20 protein-coding genes are annotated in these 24228 nt (G+C 56.2%); 1 reads left to right on the forward strand and 19 read right to left on the reverse strand.

The annotated features are described in order from the left end of the window. Nucleotides 1-59: 59 nt before the first annotated feature. From ACR1UW_RS14660 to ACR1UW_RS14720, 13 genes are all read right to left on the reverse strand, one after another. A complete protein-coding gene (locus ACR1UW_RS14660; RefSeq protein ID WP_033008532.1) occupies nucleotides 60-458 on the reverse strand; it encodes a hypothetical protein in 399 nt (132 codons plus the stop codon). A 126-nt stretch (nucleotides 459-584) separates the two neighbouring features. Continuing rightward, the gene (gene speD, locus ACR1UW_RS14665; protein WP_033008533.1) at nucleotides 585-959 is read right to left on the reverse strand and encodes an adenosylmethionine decarboxylase; all 375 of its coding nucleotides are present in this window, start codon (nucleotides 957-959) and stop codon (nucleotides 585-587) included. A 300-nt stretch (nucleotides 960-1259) separates the two neighbouring features. Beyond that, complete coding sequence (locus ACR1UW_RS14670; RefSeq protein ID WP_033008535.1) at nucleotides 1260-2288, reverse strand: glyceraldehyde-3-phosphate dehydrogenase; 1029 nt, start codon at nucleotides 2286-2288, stop codon at nucleotides 1260-1262. Between the two features lie 116 nt (nucleotides 2289-2404). Beyond that, on the reverse strand, nucleotides 2405-3010 hold the full coding sequence (gene coaE / locus ACR1UW_RS14675; protein ID WP_033008536.1) for a dephospho-CoA kinase: 606 nt from the start codon (nucleotides 3008-3010) through the stop codon (nucleotides 2405-2407). 28 nt (nucleotides 3011-3038) lie between these two features. After that, on the reverse strand, nucleotides 3039-3863 hold the full coding sequence (gene mutM, locus ACR1UW_RS14680) for an Fpg/Nei family DNA glycosylase (RefSeq protein WP_498662291.1): 825 nt from the start codon (nucleotides 3861-3863) through the stop codon (nucleotides 3039-3041). 97 nt (nucleotides 3864-3960) lie between these two features. Beyond that, on the reverse strand, nucleotides 3961-6597 hold the full coding sequence (gene polA / locus ACR1UW_RS14685; RefSeq protein ID WP_050367662.1) for a DNA polymerase I: 2637 nt from the start codon (nucleotides 6595-6597) through the stop codon (nucleotides 3961-3963). 63 nt (nucleotides 6598-6660) lie between these two features. Next, nucleotides 6661-8412 carry a two-component system histidine kinase PnpS gene (gene pnpS / locus ACR1UW_RS14690; protein ID WP_498933888.1) on the reverse strand — a complete coding sequence of 584 codons (1752 nt, stop codon included), beginning with the start codon at nucleotides 8410-8412 and terminating at the stop codon, nucleotides 6661-6663. Then, the gene (locus ACR1UW_RS14695; protein ID WP_050367664.1) at nucleotides 8405-9112 is read right to left on the reverse strand and encodes a response regulator transcription factor; all 708 of its coding nucleotides are present in this window, start codon (nucleotides 9110-9112) and stop codon (nucleotides 8405-8407) included. Before ACR1UW_RS14695 ends, pnpS begins: the two co-directional genes overlap by 8 nt. Nucleotides 9113-9280: 168 nt before the next feature. Continuing rightward, entirely contained in the window at nucleotides 9281-9748 is a 468-nt protein-coding gene (locus ACR1UW_RS14700) for a MaoC family dehydratase (RefSeq protein WP_237420690.1), read from the reverse strand. A gap of 81 nt (nucleotides 9749-9829) precedes the next feature. Next, complete coding sequence (mdh, locus tag ACR1UW_RS14705; RefSeq protein ID WP_033008547.1) at nucleotides 9830-10768, reverse strand: malate dehydrogenase; 939 nt, start codon at nucleotides 10766-10768, stop codon at nucleotides 9830-9832. Nucleotides 10769-10792: 24 nt separating this feature from the next. Then, on the reverse strand, nucleotides 10793-12064 hold the full coding sequence (gene icd / locus ACR1UW_RS14710; RefSeq protein ID WP_049624514.1) for an NADP-dependent isocitrate dehydrogenase: 1272 nt from the start codon (nucleotides 12062-12064) through the stop codon (nucleotides 10793-10795). 73 nt (nucleotides 12065-12137) lie between these two features. Further along, entirely contained in the window at nucleotides 12138-13256 is a 1119-nt protein-coding gene (gene citZ, locus ACR1UW_RS14715; protein WP_047818860.1) for a citrate synthase, read from the reverse strand. 270 nt (nucleotides 13257-13526) lie between these two features. After that, nucleotides 13527-13982: a DUF441 domain-containing protein gene (locus ACR1UW_RS14720; protein ID WP_237420691.1), complete on the reverse strand. Its 456-nt coding sequence runs from the start codon at nucleotides 13980-13982 to the stop codon at nucleotides 13527-13529. A 93-nt stretch (nucleotides 13983-14075) separates the two neighbouring features. Here ACR1UW_RS14720 and ytvI point away from each other — a divergent pair, with 93 nt between their 5' ends. Next, nucleotides 14076-15194 carry a sporulation integral membrane protein YtvI gene (ytvI, locus tag ACR1UW_RS14725; protein WP_237420692.1) on the forward strand — a complete coding sequence of 373 codons (1119 nt, stop codon included), beginning with the start codon at nucleotides 14076-14078 and terminating at the stop codon, nucleotides 15192-15194. Nucleotides 15195-15237: 43 nt separating this feature from the next. On the opposite strand, the gene pyk is transcribed toward ytvI, so the two are convergent. The 6 genes from pyk to dnaE form a co-directional block, all read right to left on the reverse strand. After that, complete coding sequence (gene pyk, locus ACR1UW_RS14730; protein ID WP_033008553.1) at nucleotides 15238-17001, reverse strand: pyruvate kinase; 1764 nt, start codon at nucleotides 16999-17001, stop codon at nucleotides 15238-15240. 27 nt (nucleotides 17002-17028) lie between these two features. Continuing rightward, nucleotides 17029-17988 carry a 6-phosphofructokinase gene (gene pfkA / locus ACR1UW_RS14735; protein WP_033014452.1) on the reverse strand — a complete coding sequence of 320 codons (960 nt, stop codon included), beginning with the start codon at nucleotides 17986-17988 and terminating at the stop codon, nucleotides 17029-17031. 187 nt (nucleotides 17989-18175) lie between these two features. After that, nucleotides 18176-19153 carry an acetyl-CoA carboxylase carboxyl transferase subunit alpha gene (gene accA / locus ACR1UW_RS14740; RefSeq protein ID WP_047818862.1) on the reverse strand — a complete coding sequence of 326 codons (978 nt, stop codon included), beginning with the start codon at nucleotides 19151-19153 and terminating at the stop codon, nucleotides 18176-18178. After that, on the reverse strand, nucleotides 19138-20010 hold the full coding sequence (gene accD, locus ACR1UW_RS14745) for an acetyl-CoA carboxylase carboxyltransferase subunit beta (RefSeq protein WP_498933894.1): 873 nt from the start codon (nucleotides 20008-20010) through the stop codon (nucleotides 19138-19140). The genes accA and accD overlap by 16 nt, the downstream gene beginning before the upstream one ends. Nucleotides 20011-20085: 75 nt before the next feature. After that, nucleotides 20086-20688: a FadR/GntR family transcriptional regulator gene (locus ACR1UW_RS14750; protein WP_047818863.1), complete on the reverse strand. Its 603-nt coding sequence runs from the start codon at nucleotides 20686-20688 to the stop codon at nucleotides 20086-20088. A 149-nt stretch (nucleotides 20689-20837) separates the two neighbouring features. Continuing rightward, on the reverse strand, nucleotides 20838-24116 hold the full coding sequence (dnaE, locus tag ACR1UW_RS14755) for a DNA polymerase III subunit alpha (RefSeq protein ID WP_237420694.1): 3279 nt from the start codon (nucleotides 24114-24116) through the stop codon (nucleotides 20838-20840). Nucleotides 24117-24228: the final 112 nt, after the last annotated feature.

The raw sequence follows: 24228 nt of genomic DNA on the forward strand, positions 1-24228 counted from the left end.
CTCCGTTCCTCTTCTTATCTTCTATCATACCGGAATGGCAGAGGGCAGACAAGCCATAGTCAGCTATTGAGGCCAGAACCAATATACGGCAGGCGGCCGTCAAGCTTCCGGTATAACTCAAGGATGACCGCCCGGCTGCGGCCAAAATCAAACGGCAAGAACTTTGTCTCGGTCGTCACCGAAAAGTCCACCGCCGTTTCAAACGGGCGGACGGAAATGACGGTGGCGACGATAAACAGCTTGGGGCCGCGCCGCGTTTGGGCGCAAAGCTCGCCGCGCTCTTCGGAAACGGAAAGCAGCTCGGCGTCAGGCAGCGAAGCGAGCAGCTCTTTCACCGCGTCGATGACAGCGCGGTGGGCCGCTTTGTAGTAATGGCTCCGGAGCTCGGCGTCCTCATGGTTTTCCCGCGTTTCGCAATGGTTCGTCAACGCATACTTCAACTTTTTCCACATGCTCATAGCCACGTCTCCCTAATCGTTCTTTTTTTTCACCATCATACCATGATTTTGGCCGCCATGGCACCGCCGAAAGCGTAAAAAAAGGAGCGTCCTGTTTACGCTCCTTTTGCTTCCGTTGTTATGGAATTACAGCGCGTGCGCCTTTTTCACTTCAATCGGGCGCATGCCGCGCGGCAGCTCAATCGTTTCCCGCGTTTGCGCGCCAAGCTTTTCGGCGATGTAATCCGCGGCGATGGTCGGGTCTAAATGGCCGCATGTATACACATCAATGCTGGCATAGCCGTGTTCCGGAAACGTATGAATCGTTAAATGGGATTCGGAAATAATGACGACCCCGCTTACGCCTTGCGGAGCGAATTTATGGAACGCGACTTCGCGAATTTCCGCTCCCGACTTTAATGCGGCGTCTACAAACGTTTTTTCAATAAAGTCCATATCGTTCAGTTTGTCAAAGTCGCATCCCCAAAGTTCCGAGATAACGTGACGACCCATCGTATCCATGCGCAAGTCCCCCTTTTAACCAATTTTCTCAAATAAAAAACAGATTTGTAGGTTGCAAAATGGCATGTATAACTACCACGGGGGAAAGTTAGTCCTAAGAGGTCCTAACCCTTTAAGTAGTCACATTACCTTTGCCGTTAAGAAGTTCACGAAACATAGTATACTTTGTTTAGGGGGTTTTTGCAACAGGCTTTTTTAATTTTTTCGCATGCCAAAAGGAAAAAGCGCCCACACCGCCACACGGGCGGATCGGACGCTTTGCGCATCTTTTCACGATTGCGAGATTGGAAGAAAAACTGCTTAAGCGTTCACATGAAGACGCTCATTCATTTTGGCGGCGACAAGGCTGGCCAAGTCGACGACGCGGCACGAATAGCCCCACTCGTTGTCGTACCAGGCGAGCACTTTCACTTTCCGGCCGTCAATCACCATTGTCGACAAACCGTCAATGATCGCCGAATGCGGGTTCGTGTTGAAATCAATCGACACAAGCGGCTCCATCGTGAAATCCAAAATGCCTTTCAGCGGACCATTGGCTGCGCGGAGAAGAGCTTCGTTCACTTCCTCGACCGTCACATCCCGCTTGACGTCAACGACCAAATCGACAAGCGACACGTTCGGCGTCGGAACGCGCAACGCCATGCCATGAAGCTTTCCTTTTAAATGCGGCAGCACCAGCCCGAGCGCCTTCGCGGCTCCCGTCGTCGTCGGGATGATCGACTGGGCGCATGAACGGGCGCGGCGCAAATCTTTATGCGGATTGTCGATGTTTTTTTGATCGTTCGTATAAGCATGAACGGTTGTCATCAGGCCGTTTTCAATTCCGAACGCTTCATCAAGCACTTTCACGACCGGGGCGAGGCAGTTCGTCGTGCACGAAGCGTTGGAAATGATAAAATGACGGTCAATATCCAACATCTGTTCATTGACGCCGACGACAATCGTCACATCCTCATTTTTGCCCGGAGCGGTTAAAATGACGCGTTTCGCCCCAGCATCCAAGTGAAGGCTTGCCTTTTCGCGGGCGTTAAATTTGCCGGTCGCTTCAATCACAATATCAATATCAAGCTCTTTCCACGGCAATTGTTGCGGATCGCGCGAGTTCAGCAATTTCACCTTTTTGCCGTTGACAAGCAATCCGTCTTCCAAAGCGGCGACATCGCCGTCGAATTTGCCGTGGTTGGAGTCGTATTTCACCAAATGGGCTAACGTTTCCGGCGGATAGCTGGCATTCACCGCCACAATTTCAAGGTCGGGAGAATTGATGGCTCTCCGGAATACCATCCGTCCAATTCGTCCGAATCCGTTAATCGCCACTTTCGCCTTCATTCACCTTGTTCCCCTCTCATATATGTTATACTATTTATTTTCATCCGCATAAATAGTATATCATATTTTTATGAAATGTGGAGAACAAAATCAATAAAACGCAGCAAAAAAGACGCCTATTTTCCCAAGGCGTCCCATTGATGCAAAATGGCCAGCAACTGCCGGCGTGTCTCTTCGATCGTCCCGTTGTTGTCAATCACCGCATCGGCCCGTTTCACTTTTTCCGCCATCGGCCACTGGGAGCGGATGCGGGCGAGCGCTTCCTCTTCGGTGAAACCGTTGCGCGCCATGAGCCGGCGGAGCTGAACGTCATCGTCGACGTACACGACAAGCACTTTATCCACCCAATGAGTCAGCCCGCTTTCAAATAACAGCGGAATATCTAGGACGACGGTCTTCGCTCCGGAGCGGATGTGCGCTTCTTTTTCAGCCAGCATTTTTTTCCGCACCGCTGGGTGAACGATGGCGTTGAGCACTTTCCGCTGTTGTTCGTCGTTAAAGACGATCGCCCCGAGTTTGGCTCGGTCGATTTCGCCGTCCGCCCGCAAAATGCCCGGACCGAATGCAGCGACGATTTGCCGGTACGCCTCCTCCCCCGGGCGGACGACGGCGCGCGCCGCCTCATCCGCATCGATGACCGGAAGGCCGAGCTCGCGCATCATCGCGCTGACCGTGCTTTTGCCGCTCGCAATTCCACCGGTTAATCCGATCGTGAATGCCATTCGGCACCCCTCCTTTTTTGTCTGCTGCCTAGCGTTGGCAACGCGGGCAATAATGCGTGCCGCGGCCGGCGACAACCATTTTCTCAATCGGGGCGCCGCACCGTTTGCACGGCTCCCCTTTGCGGCCGTATACGAACAGGCGATGCTGGAACATTCCGGCTTCTCCTTGCGTATTCACATACGTGCGCACCGTGCTTCCCCCTTTCATGACCGCCTCGCCGATCGTCGCCACCATTTCTTCGTGCAACCGTGCAAGTTCTTCATCCGTCAGCGAAGCAGCCGGCCGTCCAGGGAGAATGCCGGCGCGAAACAGCGCTTCGTCGACATAAATGTTGCCAAAACCGGCCACGACCGTTTGATCAAGCAACAACGCTTTCACCGTCCGCTTTGTTTTCGCCGCTTTTGCGGCCAACACCGCCGGAGAAAACGCTGGGGACAGCGGTTCCGGCCCTAATTGAGCGAGCGGCGGCCGGCAGTCTGCTTCCTCTTTCGCGTACACGTGCATGGTTCCGAATTTGCGTACATCGCGATAACGAAGCTCACTGCCGTCTGTAAAACGAAACACAATGTGCGTATGCGGTTCAAGCGGCTCATCGGACTGGGCGACCGCGTAGCGCCCCTCCATGCGCAAATGGGAGATGAGCATATCCCGGTCAAGCAAAAATTTCAAAAATTTCCCGCGCCGATCGATGCCGCGCACCGTCTGCCCGGCCAGCCTGGCAGCAAACGCCGCCGGGTCTTGCGGATGACGAATGATATTCGGCCAAAACACCCGCACCTCTTCAATCGTTTTGCCAGCGACAAGCGGCAACAGCGTGCGGCGGATCGTTTCCACTTCCGGCAGTTCCGGCATGGCGCCTCCCTCCTTTTCCTGTTCGTGCACCTGTTTTAAAGCAACAGCTCATTGCGCGGCCCCGTGAAAAACCGAGCAGCTGGCGGGCAGGCCGCTTTTATTTGGCGTCGTACCACGTCGGACCGTAATGGTAATCGACTTTCAGCGGCACGCGGAGTGCGACGGCTTGCTCCATCACCTCTGGAACGAGGCGGCACAGCCGCTCGATTTCCTCTTTCGGCGCCTCCAAAATGAGTTCGTCATGCACTTGCAGCAACAGGCGCGCCTGCAGCCGTTCTTCGCGCAGCCTCACGCTTAGATCGATCATCGCTTTTTTAATAATATCAGCGGCGCTCCCTTGAATCGGTGTGTTCATCGCCGTCCGCTCGGCGAAGCTGCGGACGTTGAAGTTGCGGCTTGTAATATCGGGCAAATAGCGGCGCCGATGCAGCAGCGTCGTCACATACCCTTTTTGTTTCGCTTCTTGCACAATGTTGTCCATATATTGCTTTACACCTGGAAAACTGGCAAAATATCGCTCAATAAATTCAGCCGCTTCTTTGCGCGTAATGTTCAAGTTTTGCGCCAGACCGTAATCACTAATGCCGTACACGATGCCAAAATTGACGGCCTTCGCTTGGCGGCGCATGTTGGCTGTCACGTCTTCTTCGCTCACATGGAAAATGTCCATGGCTGTTTTCGTATGGATGTCCAACCCGCGCCGGAACGCTTCAATCAAATTGTCATCTTCCGCGATATGGGCGAGGACGCGCAGCTCGATTTGCGAATAGTCGGCCGCAAAGATGAGCCAGTCCGGCTCCGACGGCACGAACGCCTGGCGGATTTTCCGCCCTTCCTCAAGCCGAATCGGAATGTTTTGCAAATTCGGTTCGACGGAGCTGAGGCGCCCGGTTTGCGTCAACGCCTGATTGAACATCGTGTGCACTTTGCCCGTCACGGGGTGCACCACTTTCAGCAGCCCTTCAATATACGTTGACTGCAGCTTGCCGAGTTGGCGGTAATGCAAAATATGTTCGACGATTTCATGGTGCGGTGCAAGCTTCTCAAGCACATCGGCTGAAGTCGAATAGCCGGTTTTTGTCTTTTTCAACACCGGGAGCTGCAGCTTGTCAAATAAAACCGTCCCGAGCTGTTTCGGCGAGTTAATGTTGAACTCTTGGCCGGCGAGTTCGTAAATGCGCCGCTCGACCGCCTGCAGCTGCTCGGTGAGCTCCGCCCCCATCTGTTCAAGCCGCTTCGTGTCCACTTTCACTCCAGTAAATTCCATATTGGCCAAAATGCCAGCCAGCGGCTGTTCGAGCTCGGTCAGCAGCCGATCTTGTTCGTTGCGGCGCAGTTCGTCCATCAACGGCTCTTCAAGCGCCCAAATGGCCGCCGCCTTGCGGGCGAGATGCTCGGCAAGCGTCGGTTCATCAGGAACCGTCCGCTTCGCTCCTTTTCCATAGACCGCCTCATCCGACCGCACCGCCTCGTACTGATGCATTTTCGCCACCGCGGCAACGTCGCCCGCCGCCTGCGCCGGATCGAGCAAGTAAGCGGCCAGCAACAGATCGAACACGACGCCGCGCAGTTCGATTCCTTTCCATTTTAACGCGACGGCCGCCCGCTTTGAATCAAACATCGTTTTTTTCTTCGTCTCATCGCCAAGCCAAGCGAGAAATTTCGGATCGGCGAGCGCCGTCTCCGGGCGCAGGAAAAACCGCCCGCGTTCGTTGGCCAAGGCGATCCCGACAATCGGGGCATGGTGATAGTTGTCGCCCACCACCTCCACGACGAGGGCCGCTTTGTCGGCGAGCATTTCGTCCGTGACGCTGTCGGCGATCGCAAAATCCATCCCGGCGAGCGGCTTCTCGCCTTCATCCGTTTGGACGGCCATCTTGTCGAGAAACGACTGGAATCCGAGCTCCTGAAACAAGGCGACCACTTTTTCCCGGTCTTCTCCTTTGTAGACAATGTCATCGAGCGTCAGCTCAACCGGGGCGTCGCGGCAAATAGCGGCCAGCTGTTTGCTTAAAAGCGCCAAATCCCGGTATTGGCGCAAATTTTCTTTCAGCTTCTCCCCTTTGATCTCATCGATCGATGCCAGTACGTTTTCGACCGTGCCGAATTGCTTGAGCAGCTTGACGGCTGTTTTTTCCCCGATGCCGGGCACGCCAGGGATGTTGTCGGATTTGTCGCCCATCAATCCTTTCAAGTCGACAATTTGCTCCGGGGTGAGGCCGTATTTTTCCGCGACCGTCTCCGGCGTGTACGACTCGATGTCGGTAATCCCTTTTTTCGTAATCTCCACCGTCACTTGCGGGGAAGCAAGCTGGGTTAAATCGCGGTCGCCGGAAATGACTTTCACTGCAAACCCTTCCCGCTCAGCCCGCGCCGCCATCGTTCCGATAATATCGTCCGCTTCGTAATGGTCGAGCTCATAGGCGGGGATGCGGTACGCCTTGAGCAATTCGCGCAGCAGCGGAAACTGTTCCGACAGTTCCGGCGGCGTCTGCTGCCGCCCGCCTTTATAGTCTTGGAACGTTTCATGGCGGAACGTCGTTTTCCCGGCGTCAAACGCCACGAGAATGTGGGTCGGCTGCTCTTCCGCCAAAATTTTGTTTAACATCATCGTAAACCCGTAGACTGCGTTCGTATGAATCCCTTTATCGTTATGCAAAAGCGGCAACGCGAAAAAGGCGCGGTACGCCACGCTGTTGCCGTCAATTAAGACAAGCTTGTTTTTCAACATCATCCCTCCTCGGACGTTCCTTGTTCTATTGTACCACGCCGGCGGGCGGCCATAAAAAGAAGCCGGCTACCGCTCCGGCTTCGGGAAATGAATCGTAAACTCGGTGCCGCGCCCGACTTCGCTCGCCACCGTAATGTAGCCGCGATGCGCCTCGACCAAGTGCTTGACGATCGAAAGGCCCAGCCCCGTCCCGCCTGAGTTGCGGCTGCGCGCCTTGTCGACGCGGTAAAAGCGTTCGAAAATGCGCGGGATTTCGTGTTCTTCAATGCCGATGCCGGTATCTTTCACATGGATGAGCACTTCTCCATCTGTTTCTTCCGCCCAAACGGCGACGTTCCCCCGTTCCGGCGTGTACGCCAACGCATTGGCGAGCAAATTGAGCAAAATTTGCTTCAGCCGGTTCCCGTCGCCGCGGATCGTCAACCCAGGCGGCGCCTCGGCGCGCAAGTCGATTCCTTTTTCCGCTGCCTGCTTGCGAAACACGGCCACCGCCTCCACCATCACTTGGGCGACGTCGACGTCCTCCATGTTCAACCGAAACCCTTGCTGCTCAATTTTTGACAGATCAAGCAGCTCCTCAACGAGCGTCTGCAGCCGCTCGCTTTCCTTTAAAATGATGGTCAAAAAATGCTCAAGCGCCGCTTCGTCTTTCATCGCCCCGTCAAGCAGCGTCTCAGCGAATCCGCGGATCGACGTCACCGGCGTTTTCAACTCGTGCGACACGTTGGCGACAAAGTCTTTGCGGATTTGCTCGAGCCGCTTGAGCTCGGTAATGTCGTGGAACACGACGACGATCCCTTTCCATTCGGCGTTCGTGCCGATAATCGGGGCGCCGTACACGTCGAAATGCTTCCGCTCAATGCCGACCGTCAATCGCATTTGCCGGCGGATAGGCGTTTCTGTAATAAAAATGTCGTCAATAAGCCGGACAACGTCGCGGTATGGCAGCACATCGGCATATGGACGGTACAAGCAGGCGGATGGCTCAAGATGAAAATAGGTTTGGAACGTGCGGTTGAGCAAATGAACATGCCCGCGATGGTCAATAAACAACAACGCGCTGCCGACGTTTTCAATGAGCGTATGAAGCCGTTCGGTTTGGATTTCCCGCGCCCGGCTCATCTCCTGCAAGTTGCGGGCGAGGCGGTTGATCGAGCGGACGAGCATGCCGGCTTCTTTATATTCGCCATCAGGCACACGGGCGGCATAGTTGCCTTTTTCGAGTTCAAACGCCGCCTTCGTCGCTGCTTCAATCGGCCGCATATATTGGTTGGTGATTTTAAAGACAAGGGCGATTATGACAACAAGCGCCATGCCGAGGCTGCTCGTGAGCACGCCCCAAATTTGCTGGTTCACTTTTTTCAGCGAGCTCGTCGGCGTGCTTAACACGACATAGCCGTCCCGCTCCGAGCCGCGTCCGTATGGAGCGATGTAATAGTATACATCATTCGCTTTTTCAATAACCGAAAAGCGCGGAAACTGCTGTTTGCGCAAAATGGTGCGGATGATGCGCTCATGGTCTTCATCGCTGATCGCCGCGATGCGCCCACTGTCAAAGCGCACTTGTTCATTTCGGTCAAGCACCGTGATGCGCGATGACAGCTCGTTCCCCATGTCGTGCAAGTCGATGCGAATTTGCTCAAGCGGCTCGTTTTCAAGCAAAATGGCGAGCGCTTTCGCCTCTTTTTCCATCCGCTTGTTCATCGTCTCGGCGTAAAACTGTTTGAGCAGTTGTCCAAGCAGCAAACCGAGGGCGATCAAAACCGTGACGATGAGCGTGATGAGCCAAAACAACAGCCGGTTGCGCAAGCTATCCATGCCGCTTGGGCTCCTCCAGTTTGTAGCCGAGGCCGCGCACCGTTTTGATGTATGCCGGTTTTTTCGTGTCCTCTTCGATTTTCTCGCGCAAATGGCTGATATGGACATCAACAATGCGCGTATCGCCGGCAAAATCATAGTTCCATACCGCGCTGAGCAGCTGGTCGCGCGTCAGCACCCGTCCTTTATGCCGCGCCAAATACAGGAGCAGCTCAAATTCTTTCGGCGTCAGCTCGAGCGGCTTGCCGCTGATCGCCGCCTCATATCGCTCTGGAAAAATCTCGAGCCGGCCGACGGCAAGCCGCTCGCCCTCCTCCGCCGCCGGCTGTGCAATCTCCGTACGGCGCAAGATCGCCTTCACCCGCGCAACGACTTCCCGCGGGCTGAACGGCTTGGTCATATAATCGTCGGCGCCAAGCTCGAGGCCAAGCACTTTGTCAAACTCGTCATCGCGGGCCGTCAGCATTAAAATCGGCGTCATGATTTGCTGCTGGCGGAGCCGCTTGCATACTTCGACACCGTCAAGCTTCGGCAGCATCAAGTCCAAAATGATGAGCGCCGGCTGTTCGGATGCCACTTTGGCGAGCGCTTCTTCGCCGTCATAGGCAGCCACAGCTTGAAAGCCGGCTTTCTCCAAGTTGTACGCCAACAATGTCACGATCGGCTGTTCGTCATCAACGACTAAAATTTTTTTTTCCATGCCGCGCCTCCGTTTCATCCGATAGTTTCTGCCCTTATGATACCATAACTCGCGATTTGTCACGAAAAAAATAAAGAGACTGCTCCCCCGGCGGGCAAGCAGCCCCGCAAGGAACAGTCTCTCGCACGTTGTCGCCGGCTTTTGGCCGCCGGCGAAACACGATTCCGGTCAAAAATTTTCCAAAACCCGGCCATCAAAGCGCGGCAAGGCGTGCGGCGGACAGACGGACAACGTTCCATCCAGCACCGTCTCCGTCCCGCGCGTCGCGGTCACGGCCAAGGTGACGCAATGGCCTTCCTCATCCACCCCGGTCACTTCGAGCAAAAATTCGAGCGTCTCATAATGGTAAACCGGGCGGAGAAAGCGGATGTCCTGCCGGGTGATGTAGCTTCCCGGACCGGGCAAATATTTGGAGACCGCCGACGTAATCATCCCCGTCAGCATAATCGGCGGCACAACCGGCCGGCCGAGCGGCGTCTGCGAAGCGTAGTCATGTTGGATGTAAAGCGGGTTGGCATCATCGGTCAGTCCAAGGTAAAGAAGCAAGTCTTTGTCCTCAATGGACGCCTGAAAGACAAGTTTTTCTCCAACCTGAATCTCCCTGATCGTTTTCCCGGGTTTCCGTTTTTTCAACACGTTCCCACCCCTTTGTATAGAAAGCGCTTTCATTCATCACGGGCAAAAATTCGGGACAGCGCCCGAATTTTCGCCTTTTCGTTATTCCAACACACGCATGACGTTTTTGACCGATTCGACCGATTTGGCCAGCGCCGCTTTTTCATCTTCGGTCAGCTCGAGCTCGATCACTTTCTCGATGCCGTTGCCGCCCAAGATCGTCGGCACTCCCAGGTAAATCCCTTCATAGCCGTACTCGCCCTCAAGGTAGGCGATCGCCGGCAAAATGCGGCGCTGGTCTTTCAAAATCGCTTCGACCATTTCGACGAGCGAGGCGGCCGGCGCGTAGTAGGCGCTGCCGTTGCCGAGCAAGTTGACGATCTCGCCGCCGCCTTTGCGCGTCCGCTCAACGATGGCGTCCAAACGGTCTTTCGGAATGAGCTTCTCGAGCGGAATGCCGCCGGCGTACGAGTAGCGGACGAGCGGCACCATGTCATCGCCATGGCCGCCCAGCACGAAGCCGGTGACATCTTTCACCGAAATGTTCAGCTCTTGGGCGACGAACGTGCGGAAGCGCGCCGTGTCCAACACCCCCGACTGACCGATGACGCGGTTTTTCGGAAAGCCGGACTCTTTGAAGACCGTGTACGTCATCGCATCGACCGGGTTCGTCAGGACGATGATGTAGCAGTTTGGTGAGTATTTGACGACTTCTTTCGTCACTTGTTTCATAATTTTTTGGTTCGTCGTCACCAAGTCGTCGCGGCTCATCCCCGGTTTGCGGGCGATGCCGGCCGTAATGACGACGATGTCGGAATCGGCCGTGTCGGCATAATCCGACGTACCGATAATGTTGGCGTCAAAGCCGAGCACCGGGCTCGACTCGAGCATGTCAAGCGCCTTCCCTTTCGTCGGATTTTCTAACTGCGGAATATCGACCAATACGATGTCGCCAAGCTCTTTTTGCGCCAGCAGGAACGCTGTCGTCGCCCCCGTGAATCCGGCGCCGATCACCGAGATCTTCTTCCGTTTCATCGCCATCGTTTTGCCATCCCTTTCGTTAAATTAGTCCATATTGCGGATGAGCGCATCGGCAAATTCCGAACATTTCACTTCGGTTGCCCCTTCCATCAGGCGGGCAAAGTCGTACGTGACGATTTTGGCGGCAATCGTTTTTTCCATCGCCTGGATGATGAGCTTCGCCGCTTCGTTCCAGCCGAGATGCTCAAACATCATGACGCCGGACAAAATGACGGACGACGGATTGACTTTGTCAAGACCGGCGTATTTCGGCGCCGTGCCGTGCGTCGCCTCGAAAATGGCGTGGCCGGTTTCATAGTTGATGTTCGCCCCCGGCGCGATGCCGATGCCGCCGACTTGGGCTGCGAGCGCATCGGAAATGTAGTCGCCGTTTAAGTTCATCGTCGCAATGACGTCAAATTCGCGCGGACGCGTCAAAATTTGCTGCAGGAAGATGTCGGCGATAACGTCTTTGACGATGATTTTGCCGGCTGCTTCCGCTTCCGCCATCGCTTTGTTCGCCGCCTCTTTGCCCTCGGCTTCGACGATCCGATCGTATTGCGCCCACGTGAACACTTTATCGCCGAATTCTTGTTCGGCAAGCTCATAGCCCCAGTTTTTAAACGCGCCTTCCGTGAACTTCATAATGTTCCCTTTATGGACGAGCGTCACCGACTTGCGGCCGTGTTCGATCGCATAGTTGATCGCCGCGCGCACAAGCCGTTTCGTCCCTTGTTCGGAAATCGGCTTAATGCCGATGCCGGACGTTTCCGGGAAACGGATTTTGCGCACGCCCATTTCGTTTTGCAAGAAGTCGATCACTTTTTTCACTTCCGGCGTTCCTTTGGCGTATTCAATGCCGGCGTAAATGTCTTCCGTGTTCTCGCGGAAAATGACCATATCGGTATCTTCCGGACGTTTGACCGGCGACGGAACGCCAGGAAAGTAGCGGACCGGACGCAGGCAGACAAACAGGTCGAGCTCTTGGCGGAGCGCGACGTTGAGCGAACGGATGCCGCCGCCGACCGGCGTCGTCAACGGCCCTTTAATGGCGATTATGTATTCGCGGATCGTCTCAAGCGTTTCATCCGGAAGCCAGCTGCCCGTCAGCTTGTACGCTTTTTCGCCGGCGAGCACTTCCTTCCAAACGATTTTTTTCTCGCCCTTGTACGCTTTTTCCACCGCTGCTTCCAGCACGCGCGAAGCGGCCGCCCAAATGTCCGGGCCGGTTCCGTCCCCTTCAATGAACGGAATGATCGGATTGTTTGGAACATTGAGCACACCATTGGTGACAGTAATTTTTTCCCCTTGCGTCACGAGTAAACCCCCCAATGCCAGTTTTTTATTGAAAAGGCGTGAAGGCTCGCCTTCACCGCCTTGTCCACTTGTTTCAGCCGCGCTCGTCGATCGGCACGTACGCCCGCTTGCCCGGGCCGGTGTACTCGGCGCGCGGACGGATGAGACGGTTGTTGTCATATTGTTCCAAAATATGGGCCAACCATCCCGATGTCCGGCTCACGGCAAAAATCGGCGTAAACAAATCATGATCGATTCCTAAACAATGGTAAACCGAAGCGGAATAAAAGTCAACGTTCGGCGGCAACGCTTTTTCCGACGTGACAATTTCCTCGATTTTCGTCGACATTTCGTACCAGTGCGGTTCGCCGACGAGCTTCGTCAGTTTTTCCGACATTTTCTTCAAGTGCTTGGCGCGCGGGTCGCCTTTCCGATAGACGCGATGGCCGAAGCCCATAATTTTTTCTTTGTTGGCGAGCTTCGTGCGGATGTACGGCTCGACGTTGTCGACCGTGCCGATTTCCGTCAACATTTTCATCACCGCTTCGTTCGCCCCGCCGTGAAGCGGTCCTTTCAACGCGCCGATCGCCGCCGTGATGCCGGAATAAATATCGGACAGCGTGGCTACGCAGACGCGCGCCGTAAACGTCGACGCGTTCAACTCATGGTCGGCGTGCAGCACGAGCGCCTTGTTGAACGCTTCCGTGGCGATGTCGTCTGGTTCTTTGCCGGTCAGCATGTACAAGAAATTGGCGGCAAAGCTCAAATCTTTGCGCGGCGCAACCGGTTCCAACCCTTTGCGCACGCGGGCGAAGGCAGTGACAATCGTCGGAATTTTCGCCTGCAGGCGGATCGCTTTCCGGTAGTTCGCTTCTTTCGTCATCACGTCCGCTTCTTCGTCGTACAGGCCAAGAAGCGAGACGGCAGTGCGCAGCGCGGCCATCGGATGCACGTTCTCAATCGGATAGAGCTTGAAGTGTTCGATGATCTCGCGCGGGATGTCGGCATTTTCCGCCAATTGCTGTTTCAGCTCCTCGAGCTGTTCTTTCGTGGGCAGCTCGCGGTGCCAAAGCAAATAAATGACTTCTTCAAAGGAAGCGTTTTCGGCCAAATCGTCGATGTCATAGCCGACATACGTCAATGTATCGTCGATGATTGAGCTGATGCTAGAGGTTGTCGCTACAACTCCTTCCAAACCGCGGGTTACCGTCATGTCAATCTCCCCTTTTCTTTATAGTTCCTCGTTCCTGCTTGCCGCTTTACGGCCGGTGAGCGCTTGCTCGAAACAGGCGCAAAAAACAAGCGCACGCTCTCGAAAGTGCTTACATCACCGCGCGGATGCCGCCGCGCTGTGGCGGGGGGCGCCGTTTGACCCGAAAACTAGCTTACGCCTACTATTATAAACAATTATCAGACTTTTGTGAACGGAAATGTATCGTCCTGGCAAAAGACATTACATAAGAATAACGTTCCCCGCCCCAGTTCAAAAATATTCTACCATTTTTATGACCATATAGGCAATCCCCGCGCCGATCAACGGACCGACCGCCACCCCGTGAAACAGCGACACCGCAATGACCGTGCCAAACACAAGCGCCGCGGTGATATGTGGGTCATTCGCCAAAAGCGTCACGCCCCCTTTCGCGATCAACGCAACAAGAATACCGGATAAAAGCGCCACCCAGGCCGCCAACGATTGCAGCGAGCCGGCAAGCTGCTTAAGGCCGATCTCCCCGGAGGCAATGGGCGCCAGCACGGCGATCGTAATGAGCGTAATGCCCCAGTTGAGGCCTTTGGCATGGATCAACGGGAGCAGCCGCTGATCGAGGCCGGCGAGTTTAATGGCAAGCAGCACGACAATCGCGGCAATAAATGATTTGTTTTTCGCCAATAGGCCGACCAAAAGCAGCCCGAGCAAAAACAAGACGGGTTCGTCCATGATTGTTCGCCCTTTCCTCTGAAACTTGTCTTTTTGCTTCTTCGTAAAGAAACATGTAATATATCAGTATGGAAAACGAGTGGGGGTGAAACATTGTCCCGAATATATGTTGACCGCTTTTTGCGTTTTCTCATCGTCATCGCGATCGTTGCGTTCGGCGCTGCCGCCGCCTACTATGTCGCAACATTGACGTACCCGTTTATCATTGCGTTTTTCATCGCCTTTCTCATCAACCCGGTCGTCGACTTGTTGGAACGAAAGGTGAAAATGCCGCGCTGGCTCGCGGTCAGCGCCACGCTCATCGTCTTGTTCGCCGCTGTCGCCGGGCTGGTGACGCTGTTGATCGCTGAGATCGTTTCGGGAACGCAATATTTGGCCAATGTGGTGCCGGAAAAATTCCAGGCGCTCGTCGCGTACATCGAATCGTTTGCCGCCAATCAGCTTATCCCGCTTTACCAAGACTTGGCCGTCTTGTTTAAAAGCTTGAACGCCGATCAACAAGATACGATCATACAAAACATTCAGGCGGTCGGAACGCAAATCGCGACGACGGTCGGCGAATTCATTCAGCGCGTGCTGCAAAACATTCCCCAGCTCATCGCCTGGCTGCCAAACGCGGCGACCGTATTTATTTTTTCACTGTTGGCGACCTTTTTCATCAGCAAAGACTGGCACCGCTTAATGCGGATGGCGCAGCGTTGGCTGCCGGCGAAAGCCCGCACGAGCGGGAAAACGGTGTTTTTGGATTTGAAGCGGGCGTTGTTTGGCTTTATTAAAGCGCAAGCGACGCTCATTTCGATTACGACGGTCATCGTGTTGATCGGCTTGCTCATTTTGCGCGTCGATTACGCGATTACGATCGCGTTGATCATCGGCTTTGTCGATATTTTGCCCTACCTCGGGACCGGCATCGTCTTCGTGCCTTGGATCATTTACGCCGCCATCAGCGGCGACATCCCGTTTGCGATCGGGCTCGGCGTTTTGTATATCGTCATTCTCGTCCAACGGCAAATTATGGAGCCGAAAGTGCTCTCCTCCTCGATCGGGCTCGACCCGCTCGCGACGCTCATCGCCTTGTTTGTCGGCTTCAAGCTGCTCGGCTTCCTCGGCCTCATCGCCGGTCCGGTCGCGCTCGTCATCATCCGCGCGCTCCACAGCGCCAACGTCTTCCGCGACATTTGGCGCTTTATCGTCGGCAGGCCGACTTTGTAAAAAACAGCCTTGGCTCCACTGGCCAAGGCTGTTTCAGTCCGCGTTACAACACGCTGGCATGTCCGCGATAGACGGCCCCGAACCCGCCGTCCACCGTAATCTCCTGCCCATCTTTAAACAAGGTTGTTGCGTTTTCCACTCCGACAATCACCGGAATCCCAAGGCTCAAACCGACGACCGCCGCATGGCTGGTCAACCCGCCCTCTTCAGTAATGATGGCTGCCGCTTTTTCGATCGCCGGCATCATGTCGGCATCGGTGCTGACAGTGACTAAAATACCGCCGTCGACCATTTTTTGCCGCGCTTCTTCCGCTGTTTTCGCTACAACGGCCTTGCCGAACGCCGACTTGCGGCCGATGCCTTGCCCTTTGGCGAGAAGATCGCTGATAACGTGCACCTTCATTAAGTTCGTCGAACCCGTTTCGCCGACCGGCACGCCAGCCGTGATGACGACCAAGTCGCCGTGCTTCACCAGCCCGGAGCGCACCGCCGCATCGACGGCGACATCAAGCATTTCGTCCGTCGTGTTCACATGCGGCGCTTCTTTCGTATACACGCCCCACACAAGCGCCAGCCGGCGCGATACCGCTTCATTTGACGTCACGGCAATAATCGGCGCTTTCGGGCGATACTTCGCCACCATTTGCGGCGTTTTTCCGCTCACGGTCGGCGTCACGATCGCCGCCACATCCAAGTTGAGCGCGGTGTGGGCGACCGACTGCCCGATGGCGTCGGTGATCGTCGTTTGGCTTTCTTTTGTGCGTTGGGACAAAATGTCGCGGTGCTCAAGCGCCTGTTCGGTGCGGAGCGCGATTTGGTGCATCGTTTTCACCGCTTCGACCGGATACTGGCCGGCCGCCGTTTCCCCGGAAAGCATGACGGCGTCGGTGCCGTCAAAAATGGCGTTGGCGACGTCGCTCGCCTCCGCCCGCGTCGGACGCGGATTGCGCTGCATCGAATCGAGCATTTGCGTCGCCGTAATGACCGGCTTGCCGAGCATGTTGCACTTTTTAATGAGCAGTTTTTGAATGAGCGGCACTTCCTCAGCCGGAATTTCCACGCCCAAATCGCCGCGCGCCACCATCAGGCCGTCGGCGGCTTCTAAAATTTCGTCAATGTTGGCGACGCCTTCTTCATTTTCAATTTTGGCGATAATTTGGATATGGAGGGCGTCATGCGCCTCAAGCAGCTCGCGGATCTCCAGCACATCGGACGCCCGGCGCACAAACGAGGCAGCGATGAAATCGATCCCTTGGCGAATGCCAAACAAAATGTCAGCCCGATCTTTCTCGGTGATGCCCGGCAAGTTGACTTTGACACCCGGCACATTGACTCCTTTTTTGTTTTTCAGCACGCCGCCGTTTAACACGGTCGTGACGATTTCTCCCGCTTGCTTGTCGACCGCGTTGACTTCCAGGCCGATGAGCCCGTCATCAAGCAAAATTTTCGCGCCGACGGACACATCATCGATTAAGCCGGGATAGGTGACCGAAATTTTTTCCGGCGTGCCGAGCACTTCGCTCATCGAAATGACGAGCTTTGCCCCTTCCTTCAGCTCAATGGCGCCGTTTTCCATATTGTGCGTCCGGATTTCCGGCCCTTTCGTGTCAAGCAAAATGGCGACCGTTCGGCCCGTTCGCTTCGCCGCTTCGCGAATGTTGGCGATGCGCCGCCCGTGCTCTTCATGATCGCCGTGCGAAAAGTTTAGGCGCGCCACGTTCATTCCCGCTTCCATCAGCTGCACGAGCTTGTCCACGCTCTCGCTTGCCGGCCCGATCGTGCAGACGATTTTCGTTTTCCGCTTCATCTTGTCTTCTTCCTTTCCCCTCGGGACTTAAATGGACAATTCTTTCGACAATGCGTACATCCGCTGATCGATCGTATGTTTGTTGGCCAGTGCCTCCGCGATGTCATGGTCGACGAGCTGGTTGTTTTGGATGCCGACGCAGCGCCCGCCTTTTCCTTCGAGCAACAGCTCGACCGCCCGGGCGCCGAGGCGGCTCGCGAGCACGCGGTCAAACGCCGTGGGCGACCCGCCGCGCTGCACGTGGCCAAGCACCGTCACACGCGTCTCAAAGCCGGTCGCTTCCTGGATTTGCCGGCCGAAGTCGACGCCGCTTCCAACCCCTTCCGCCACGATGATGATGCTATGTTTTTTGCCGCGCTCATGGCCGCGCTTTAAGCGGGCGATGACGTCGTTCATATCATAATCGGCTTCCGGAATTAAAATCGTTTCCGCCCCGCCGGCCAGCCCCGACCATAAGGCGATGTCGCCGGCATGGCGGCCCATCACTTCGATGACGTACGTCCGCTCGTGCGACGTCGCCGTGTCGCGGATTTTGTCGATGGCATCAATGACCGTATTGAGCGCCGTGTCAAACCCGATCGTAAAATCAGTGCCCGGAATGTCGTTGTCAATCGTCCCCGGCACGCCGACGCACGGAAAGCCGTGCTCGGTCAGTTTTTTCGCCCCTTGGTACGAACCGTCGCCGCCGATGACGACCAGCCCTTCAATGCCGTGCTTTTTCAGCTGCTCGATCCCTTTTTTCTGACCTTCTTCCGTCTTAAATTCCGGACAGCGGGCCGTATAGAGTATCGTGCCGCCACGGTGGATAATATCCCCGACATCGCCGACTTCCAGTTTTTTAATGTTGCCGGCGATCAGTCCGGCATACCCGTGATAAACGCCGTACACTTCCACACCGTGGTAAATCGCTTTGCGGACAACCGAGCGAATGGCCGCATTCATTCCCGGCGAGTCGCCGCCGCTTGTCAACACACCAATGCGTTTCACTCATTTCACCTCATTATGTATCAAATTCAACACGTCCGACTTCATACATCTGTCGCTCTTGAACAACCTTAATGTACCATGAACATGAGCGGAACACAACAGCGACGCCTTGTTGAAACGGTTTACATGAACAAAATTTTTTCATGGACAGAACAAAGCTGCCCCGAAAGTCGAGACAGCTTTTTCCTTATCTTGCCCGAATCGTTTCCTGCAAAAACGACACTTGGCCGATTTGTTTAAATTTTTCATAGCGCTGCCGGACGAGCGCCTCGCCGTCAAGCGCCAACAACTCTTTCAACGACCGGCGCAGCACGCGGTCCATTTCCTTTGCCTGCTCGTCAGCGTTGCGGTGGGCGCCGCCTTTCACTTCCGGAATGATTTCGTCAATGACGCCGAGCGCTTTTAAGTCATGGGCGGTAATTTTCATCGTTTCCGCCGCCCGTTGCGCCAATGACGCATCCTTCCATAAAATAGCAGCCGCCCCTTCCGGCGAAATGACCGAGTACGTGGAATTTTCAAGCATATGAATATGATTGCCGACGCCAAGGGCGAGCGCCCCGCCGCTTCCGCCTTCGCCGATGACGATGCAGACGACCGGCACGGTGAGCCCTGCCATTTCAAACAAGTTGCGGGCGATCGCTTCGCTTTGCCCGCGCTCTTCGGCCGATTTGCCCGGATAGGCGCCTTTCGTGTCGATAAAGCAGATGATCGGCCGCGAAAACTTTTCTGCCTGCTTCATGAGCCGAAGCGCCTTCCGGTAGCCTTCCGGGTGTGGCATGCCGAAGTTGCGGCGCAAATTTTCTTTCGTATCTTTGCCGCGCTGGTGGCCAATGACTGTCACCGGCAGCCCGTCGTATTCGGCAATGCCCCCAACGATCGCTTCGTCGTCGCCAAAACAACGGTCTCCATGGCATTCGAGAAAGTTCGTAAACAGCCGCTCAATATAATCAAGCGTCGTCGGCCGCTGCGGATGGCGGGCGATTTGCACGCGATCCCACGGCGTCAAATTGGCATACACGTCGTTTTCCAGCTTGGCGAGCCGCGCCTCCAGTTTCTCGATTTCCGCCGACAAATCGACATCGGCCGTTTTCATAAACTCTCTCAGCTCTTGAATTTTGCGGCGCAGCTCAACAAGCGGCTTTTCGAATTCTAGTTCCGCCACCATCCTGATTCCCCTCCTCCCGCGTGAATGCGAAGCACAGTCGCCAGCGTCTCTTTCAGCTCATGGCGGTGAATGACGGCATCCAACTGACCGTGCTTTAATAAAAACTCCGCCGTCTGGAAGTCTTCCGGCAGCTCTTCGCGCACCGTCTGTTCGATGACGCGGCGGCCGGCAAAGCCGATGAGCGCACCTGGTTCGGCGAAGTTGTAATCGCCAAGCGAGGCGAAACTCGCTGACACGCCGCCTGTTGTCGGGTGGGTCATGACGGAGATGAACAAGCCGCCGTCGTTGCTGAATCGTTTGAGCGCGGCGCTCGTTTTCGCCATTTGCATTAGGCTTAGCACTCCTTCTTGCATGCGGGCGCCGCCGGAAGCGGTAAAAATGAGAAACGGCATACCTTTATCGTGCGCTTGTTCGACTGCACGGGTGATTTTTTCGCCGACAACAGAGCCCATGCTGCCCATGCGAAACGAGGAATCCATGACCGCGATGACGAGCGGATGGCCGTCAAGCGTCCCTTCGCCGGTCACGACCGCCTCGTTCAATCCCGACTTGCGCCGGTCTTCCTCGAGTTTTTCTATGTAGCCCGGAAACCCGAGCGGGTTGACAGAAATCATATCGGCATCATATTCGCGAAAGCTGCCGTCATCCAGCACGCTCTCGATCCGTTCGCGCGCCGGCATCGGATGATGGTAGCCGCAGCTTAGGCAAACGCGCAAATTTTTCACCAACTCTTTTGTATACATAATTTTTTTGCATTGCGGGCATTTCGTCATCACGCCTTCCGGCACCTCATGCCTCACTTGCTCGGAAGAAAGCGACGCATACTTCTTCTTTTTGGCAAATAAATCTTTCCACACGAGGGAGCTCCTCCTTTGCGTTTTCGCCTCTCTACTACTTTATCGAAAATGCAAGCGGTTGTTTGTCAAACGGTGTTAGTTCTGTTTCGACAACGGCGAAGGCCGGTGCCTCTCCCAGACAGCAGCGGCTTCAGCCGGATCGCGTTTTTTCAATGCTGCTAACAGCTGGTCATAAAACGAGTCGGCAAGCGGTGGGTCGGGCGCACAGGCGGAGGCAAACCCAGACAGCGCCCGCCAAATGCGGATGAGCAAGTAGTTGTCAGCCGCCTCAGCGACCGCCTGAAAAAACGGCGTGAAATCAGTCGGTTTTTGGCGAACGGTTTTTTCCAGCCTCTCCAGCGCATCTTCACTGCAGCGGAGGCAAGCGAGCTCGAGCAGCAGCCGTTCGATCAGCCATTTCGTTTCCGCCAAATCCGCTTTCGCCCGTTCATTTTCAAGCAAAAACATCGCCAGCAACTCAATCAGCTGATGTCCGCCGACCTCGCACAAGTAGGTCCCTTCGCCGCGCCGCGTCTCAATCAGGCCGAGAAACTCAAGCGCCCGCAGCGCCTCGCGCACCGACGAGCGGCCGACGCCGAGCCGCTCGGCCAGCTCGCGTTCTGACGGCAGCTTGTCGCCCGGGACAAGGCCATCCTCGACAACGAGACGATGGATATGCTTCAACGTCTCGGCGTACACTTTTTCATCGTTGAACGGAGACCCCTCCTTTTCGGTTCATGCCATACTCCATGCGTGGGCGGCATGCCGTTCAACCGCAGCCAGACGCACTGGTCTGACCACCTAATGGTTATACGATATAATAAAATAGCGAAATAGTAAAGGGGAAGTTATTTCACAGCAATGCGCCCGAAGCCGAATAAGGCGAGCAGCCCATCGACAAGCGGCGCTGTGAGCGCGACGGCGTACTGCTCCGGAAGACGGAGAAGCGTCCGCTTCGCTTCGTCATACAAATAGACCGGCGTAGCGCCGCGCTGCTGCTCAAGCAGCTGTTTCAGCTTGGACAATTTGGCCTCATCGGCCCGGCTCGCGTTAATGTATAGCGCCGACACGGGCAGGAGGCCGGCGCGGCGGATGATGAGCTGTCGCCTGCCTGCGCGCCGGTCGACCGTTCCAAAAAGCAACACAAAGTTTCCTTCCGCCAGCTCATCGGAGGCGCGGGCATAAATGGACGGAAAGGCGACCGCCTCCACTTCCCCGCTTTCATCGCTAATTGTCACAAACGCCATTTCCTCCCCCCGTTTCGTTCTCGTTTTCCGCTGTTTGGCCACATAGCCGCCGACCACGGCCGCCGAACCGTGCATTTCGGCAATCGGCACCGCCCGGGCCGCTTGAAACAGCGGGCGGCAGACCGCGGCCGGATGCGGGGTGACGGCAAACCCGAGCAACTCTTTTTCCCGTTTCCGCCGCTCATCCGGCGGCAGCGGGGGGGCATCCATGTATTTCGGCTTCAGCGACAATCCGCCTGTGTCCAAGTACGGCCCGACCAATTGCACGTGTTCGACCGCCACGTCAATGCTCGCTAAAAGCGAAGCCCGCTCCCCGTCCATTTCATCAAACGCGCCGGCCAAAACGAGCGCCTCAAGCGCCGGGCGCGGCAATCCTTTCGGCAACAGGCGGATGGCGAAATCGAAAAAATCGGCAAACGGTCCGCGCTCCCGACGCTCTTCGATGATGAGCCTCGCCGCCGTGCCGACATGTTTCACCGCCGCCAGCCCGGTGCGGATCGCCTTGCCTTCGATCGCAAACCGATAGCCGCTCCGGTTGACGGATGGCGGCAGCAGCGGAATCCCTTTTTGCGCTGCTTCGCTAGCGTAAAGAGCCGTTTTTTCCCGGTCGCCGGAAGCGCCCGAGAGCATGGCCGCGTAAAAACAAAGCGGATAGTGGGCTTTAATGTAGGCCATCGCATACGACAACAGCGCATAGCTGACCGCGTGGCTCCGGTTGAAGCCGTAATCGGCGAAGCGGACGATATGCCGGTACAATTCCTCGGCAACTTCCTTTGGATAGCCGTTCGCCGTGCAGCCGGCGACAAACGCCTCCCGCTGTTCAGCGAGACGCGCCTTCTCTTTTTTCGCCACCGCCCGCCGGAGCACGTCCGCTTGTCCGAGCGAAAACCCAGCCATGCGGGCGGCGATTTGCATAATTTGCTCTTGGTAGATCAGCACTCCGTAAGTCGGCGCCAAAATCGGCTCAAGGTCAGGATGGATATACGAAATCGCCTCGTCTCCGCGCTTGCGCCGGATATAAGCAGGAATCATGTCCATCGGCCCCGGCCGGTACAAGGCGTTGACAGCGACCAAGTCTTCCAGCTCCGACGGCCGCAATTCCGCAAGCACACGCTTCATTCCGCTTGATTCAAGCTGAAAAATGCCGTTTGTCTCTCCGGCGCTCAGGAGCGCATACGTTTTTTCGTCGTCAAGCGGAACGCGACGCACATCAAACGGCTTTCCTGTCTGCCGTTCGATGAGACGCACCATTTGCCCGAGCAGCGTCAACGTGCGCAAGCCGAGAAAATCCATTTTGAGAAGGCCGAGCGCCTCGAGCGACCCCATGGCGTATTGCGTGAGCGGCCATTCGCCATGGCTTGGCTGCAACGGGACTTGGCGCACAAGCGGCTCAGGGCTGATGATGACGCCAGCCGCGTGAATCGATGTATGGCGCGGCAGCCCTTCGAGCGTTTGTGCGATATCCAGCCACTGCTTGCCGTCCGGCACCGTTTCGGCGGCGCGGCGGAACGCGGTCGACTCGCTGCGCCATTGGCGGATCGTCACCCCTTGTTTATCCGGCAAAAGCGACACAACCCGCTCCGCCTCACGCCCGGGAATGCCGAGCGCTTTCGCCGTCTCGCGCAGCGCCGACTTGGCGCCGAACGTCCCAAACGTAATGATTTGCGCGACGCGGTCGCGCCCGTATTTGTCCGCCGCATAGCGAATCATTTCTTCGCGCCGGTCATCGGGAAAATCAAGATCAATATCCGGCACCGACACCCGCTCCGGATTCAAAAACCGCTCAAACAACAGCCCGTATTGGATCGGATCGACATCGGTAATAGCCAAAGCATAGGCGACGAGCGAGCCGGCCGCCGAACCGCGGCCCGGTCCGATGAGAATGCCACGTTGGCGGGCGTAGGCAATCACATCGGCGACAATCAAAAAATAATCGCTAAAGCGCATTGCCTGAATGACATCAAGCTCATGCCGCAGACGCTTCCAGTAACGCTCATCGGCGCCCGGCACACGGCGGGCGAGCCCTTGTTCGCACAGGCGGCGTAAATACCCGTCCGCCGTCTCGCCGTCAGGCACCGGAAATTTCGGCAGCCGCCAACCGCCAAACGGGATGTGCAGTTCGCACCGATCAGCGATCGCCGCGCTGTTCTCAAGCGCTTCTGGCAAGTCGGAAAACCGGCGCGCCATCTCATCCGGCGCCGCCAAATAACGGCCGCCATCCTCTTGGACGTCAGCAAATGGCACGCCGAGCCTGATCGCCTGCAGGCAGCGCCACGCTGCGGCGTCGCCGCGCTCAACATAACGGACGTCATTCGTCGCCACGACCGGAACCCCGGCTTCTTCCGCCAACTGCCGCAACGCTCCTTCGTACGGTGCGCGCGTCCGCTCGCCGCGCTGGACAGCCACATACAAACAGCCAGGAAACAGCTGTTGATAGCGGGCGAGCACCGCTTTCGCCTGCTGCCATTCCCCGGCGGCCAGCAACGACTCGACCCGCCCTTCAGCCCCCGGGGTGATGGCGACAATTCCACCGCTCAACCGGCGGAGGGCGTCTTCATCGATCTGCTTTTCTTCGCCCATTTGGATCATCGTGCTGATTTCGATTACATGGTGGTACCCTTCCTCATTGGCGGCCAACAGCACGAGCGGATAGGCTCCGTCCCCGCTGAGAGCAATATCGGCCGTCACGCCGATGATCGGACGGATGCCATGGCGCTGGCACTCCTTGTAAAAGGGCAGAGCGCCATACAGCACGTTGCGGTCGGTCAACGCCAAGGCGGGGCAGCCGAGCTGTTTCGCCTTGGCCGCCAGCGCTTCCACGGTGGCCGTGCTTTGAAACAAACTATAGCCGCTTGACACATGCAAGTGCACAAACGTCATAGACAGCCCTCCCTTATTCATCCGTCTGCGGACGAAAACTTTTCCATTGGCTGCATGCTCCGTCCCATTCGTTGATATACATAGTAAAAGAGAAAGAAAGGGCGGGGAAACG

The sequence above is a fragment of the Geobacillus lituanicus genome, from assembly GCF_050994965.1.
Lineage (GTDB): Bacteria > Bacillota > Bacilli > Bacillales > Anoxybacillaceae > Geobacillus > Geobacillus stearothermophilus.

Excerpts from the sequence above, each read along its gene's own strand:
- pyk (WP_033008553.1), bottom strand. The coding sequence starts at position 17,001 with ATGAAGCGGAAAACGAAAATCGTCTGCACGATCGGGCCGGCAAGCGAG.
- ACR1UW_RS14670 (WP_033008535.1), bottom strand. The coding sequence starts at position 2,288 with ATGAAGGCGAAAGTGGCGATTAACGGATTCGGACGAATTGGACGGATG.
- ACR1UW_RS14695 (WP_050367664.1), bottom strand. The coding sequence starts at position 9,112 with ATGGAAAAAAAAATTTTAGTCGTTGATGACGAACAGCCGATCGTGACA.
- ACR1UW_RS14720 (WP_237420691.1), bottom strand. The coding sequence starts at position 13,982 with ATGGACGAACCCGTCTTGTTTTTGCTCGGGCTGCTTTTGGTCGGCCTA.
- polA (WP_050367662.1), bottom strand. The coding sequence starts at position 6,597 with ATGATGTTGAAAAACAAGCTTGTCTTAATTGACGGCAACAGCGTGGCG.
- ACR1UW_RS14660 (WP_033008532.1), bottom strand. The coding sequence starts at position 458 with ATGAGCATGTGGAAAAAGTTGAAGTATGCGTTGACGAACCATTGCGAA.
- accA (WP_047818862.1), bottom strand. The coding sequence starts at position 19,153 with ATGGTGGCGGAACTAGAATTCGAAAAGCCGCTTGTTGAGCTGCGCCGC.
- coaE (WP_033008536.1), bottom strand. The coding sequence starts at position 3,010 with ATGGCATTCACGATCGGATTAACCGGTGGAATTGCGAGCGGCAAAAGC.
- pnpS (WP_498933888.1), bottom strand. The coding sequence starts at position 8,412 with ATGGATAGCTTGCGCAACCGGCTGTTGTTTTGGCTCATCACGCTCATC.
- mdh (WP_033008547.1), bottom strand. The coding sequence starts at position 10,768 with ATGGCGATGAAACGGAAGAAGATCTCGGTGATCGGCGCCGGATTCACG.
- dnaE (WP_237420694.1), bottom strand. The coding sequence starts at position 24,116 with ATGACGTTTGTGCACTTGCATGTGTCAAGCGGCTATAGTTTGTTTCAA.
- speD (WP_033008533.1), bottom strand. The coding sequence starts at position 959 with ATGGATACGATGGGTCGTCACGTTATCTCGGAACTTTGGGGATGCGAC.
- citZ (WP_047818860.1), bottom strand. The coding sequence starts at position 13,256 with ATGACGGTAACCCGCGGTTTGGAAGGAGTTGTAGCGACAACCTCTAGC.
- mutM (WP_498662291.1), bottom strand. The coding sequence starts at position 3,863 with ATGCCGGAACTGCCGGAAGTGGAAACGATCCGCCGCACGCTGTTGCCG.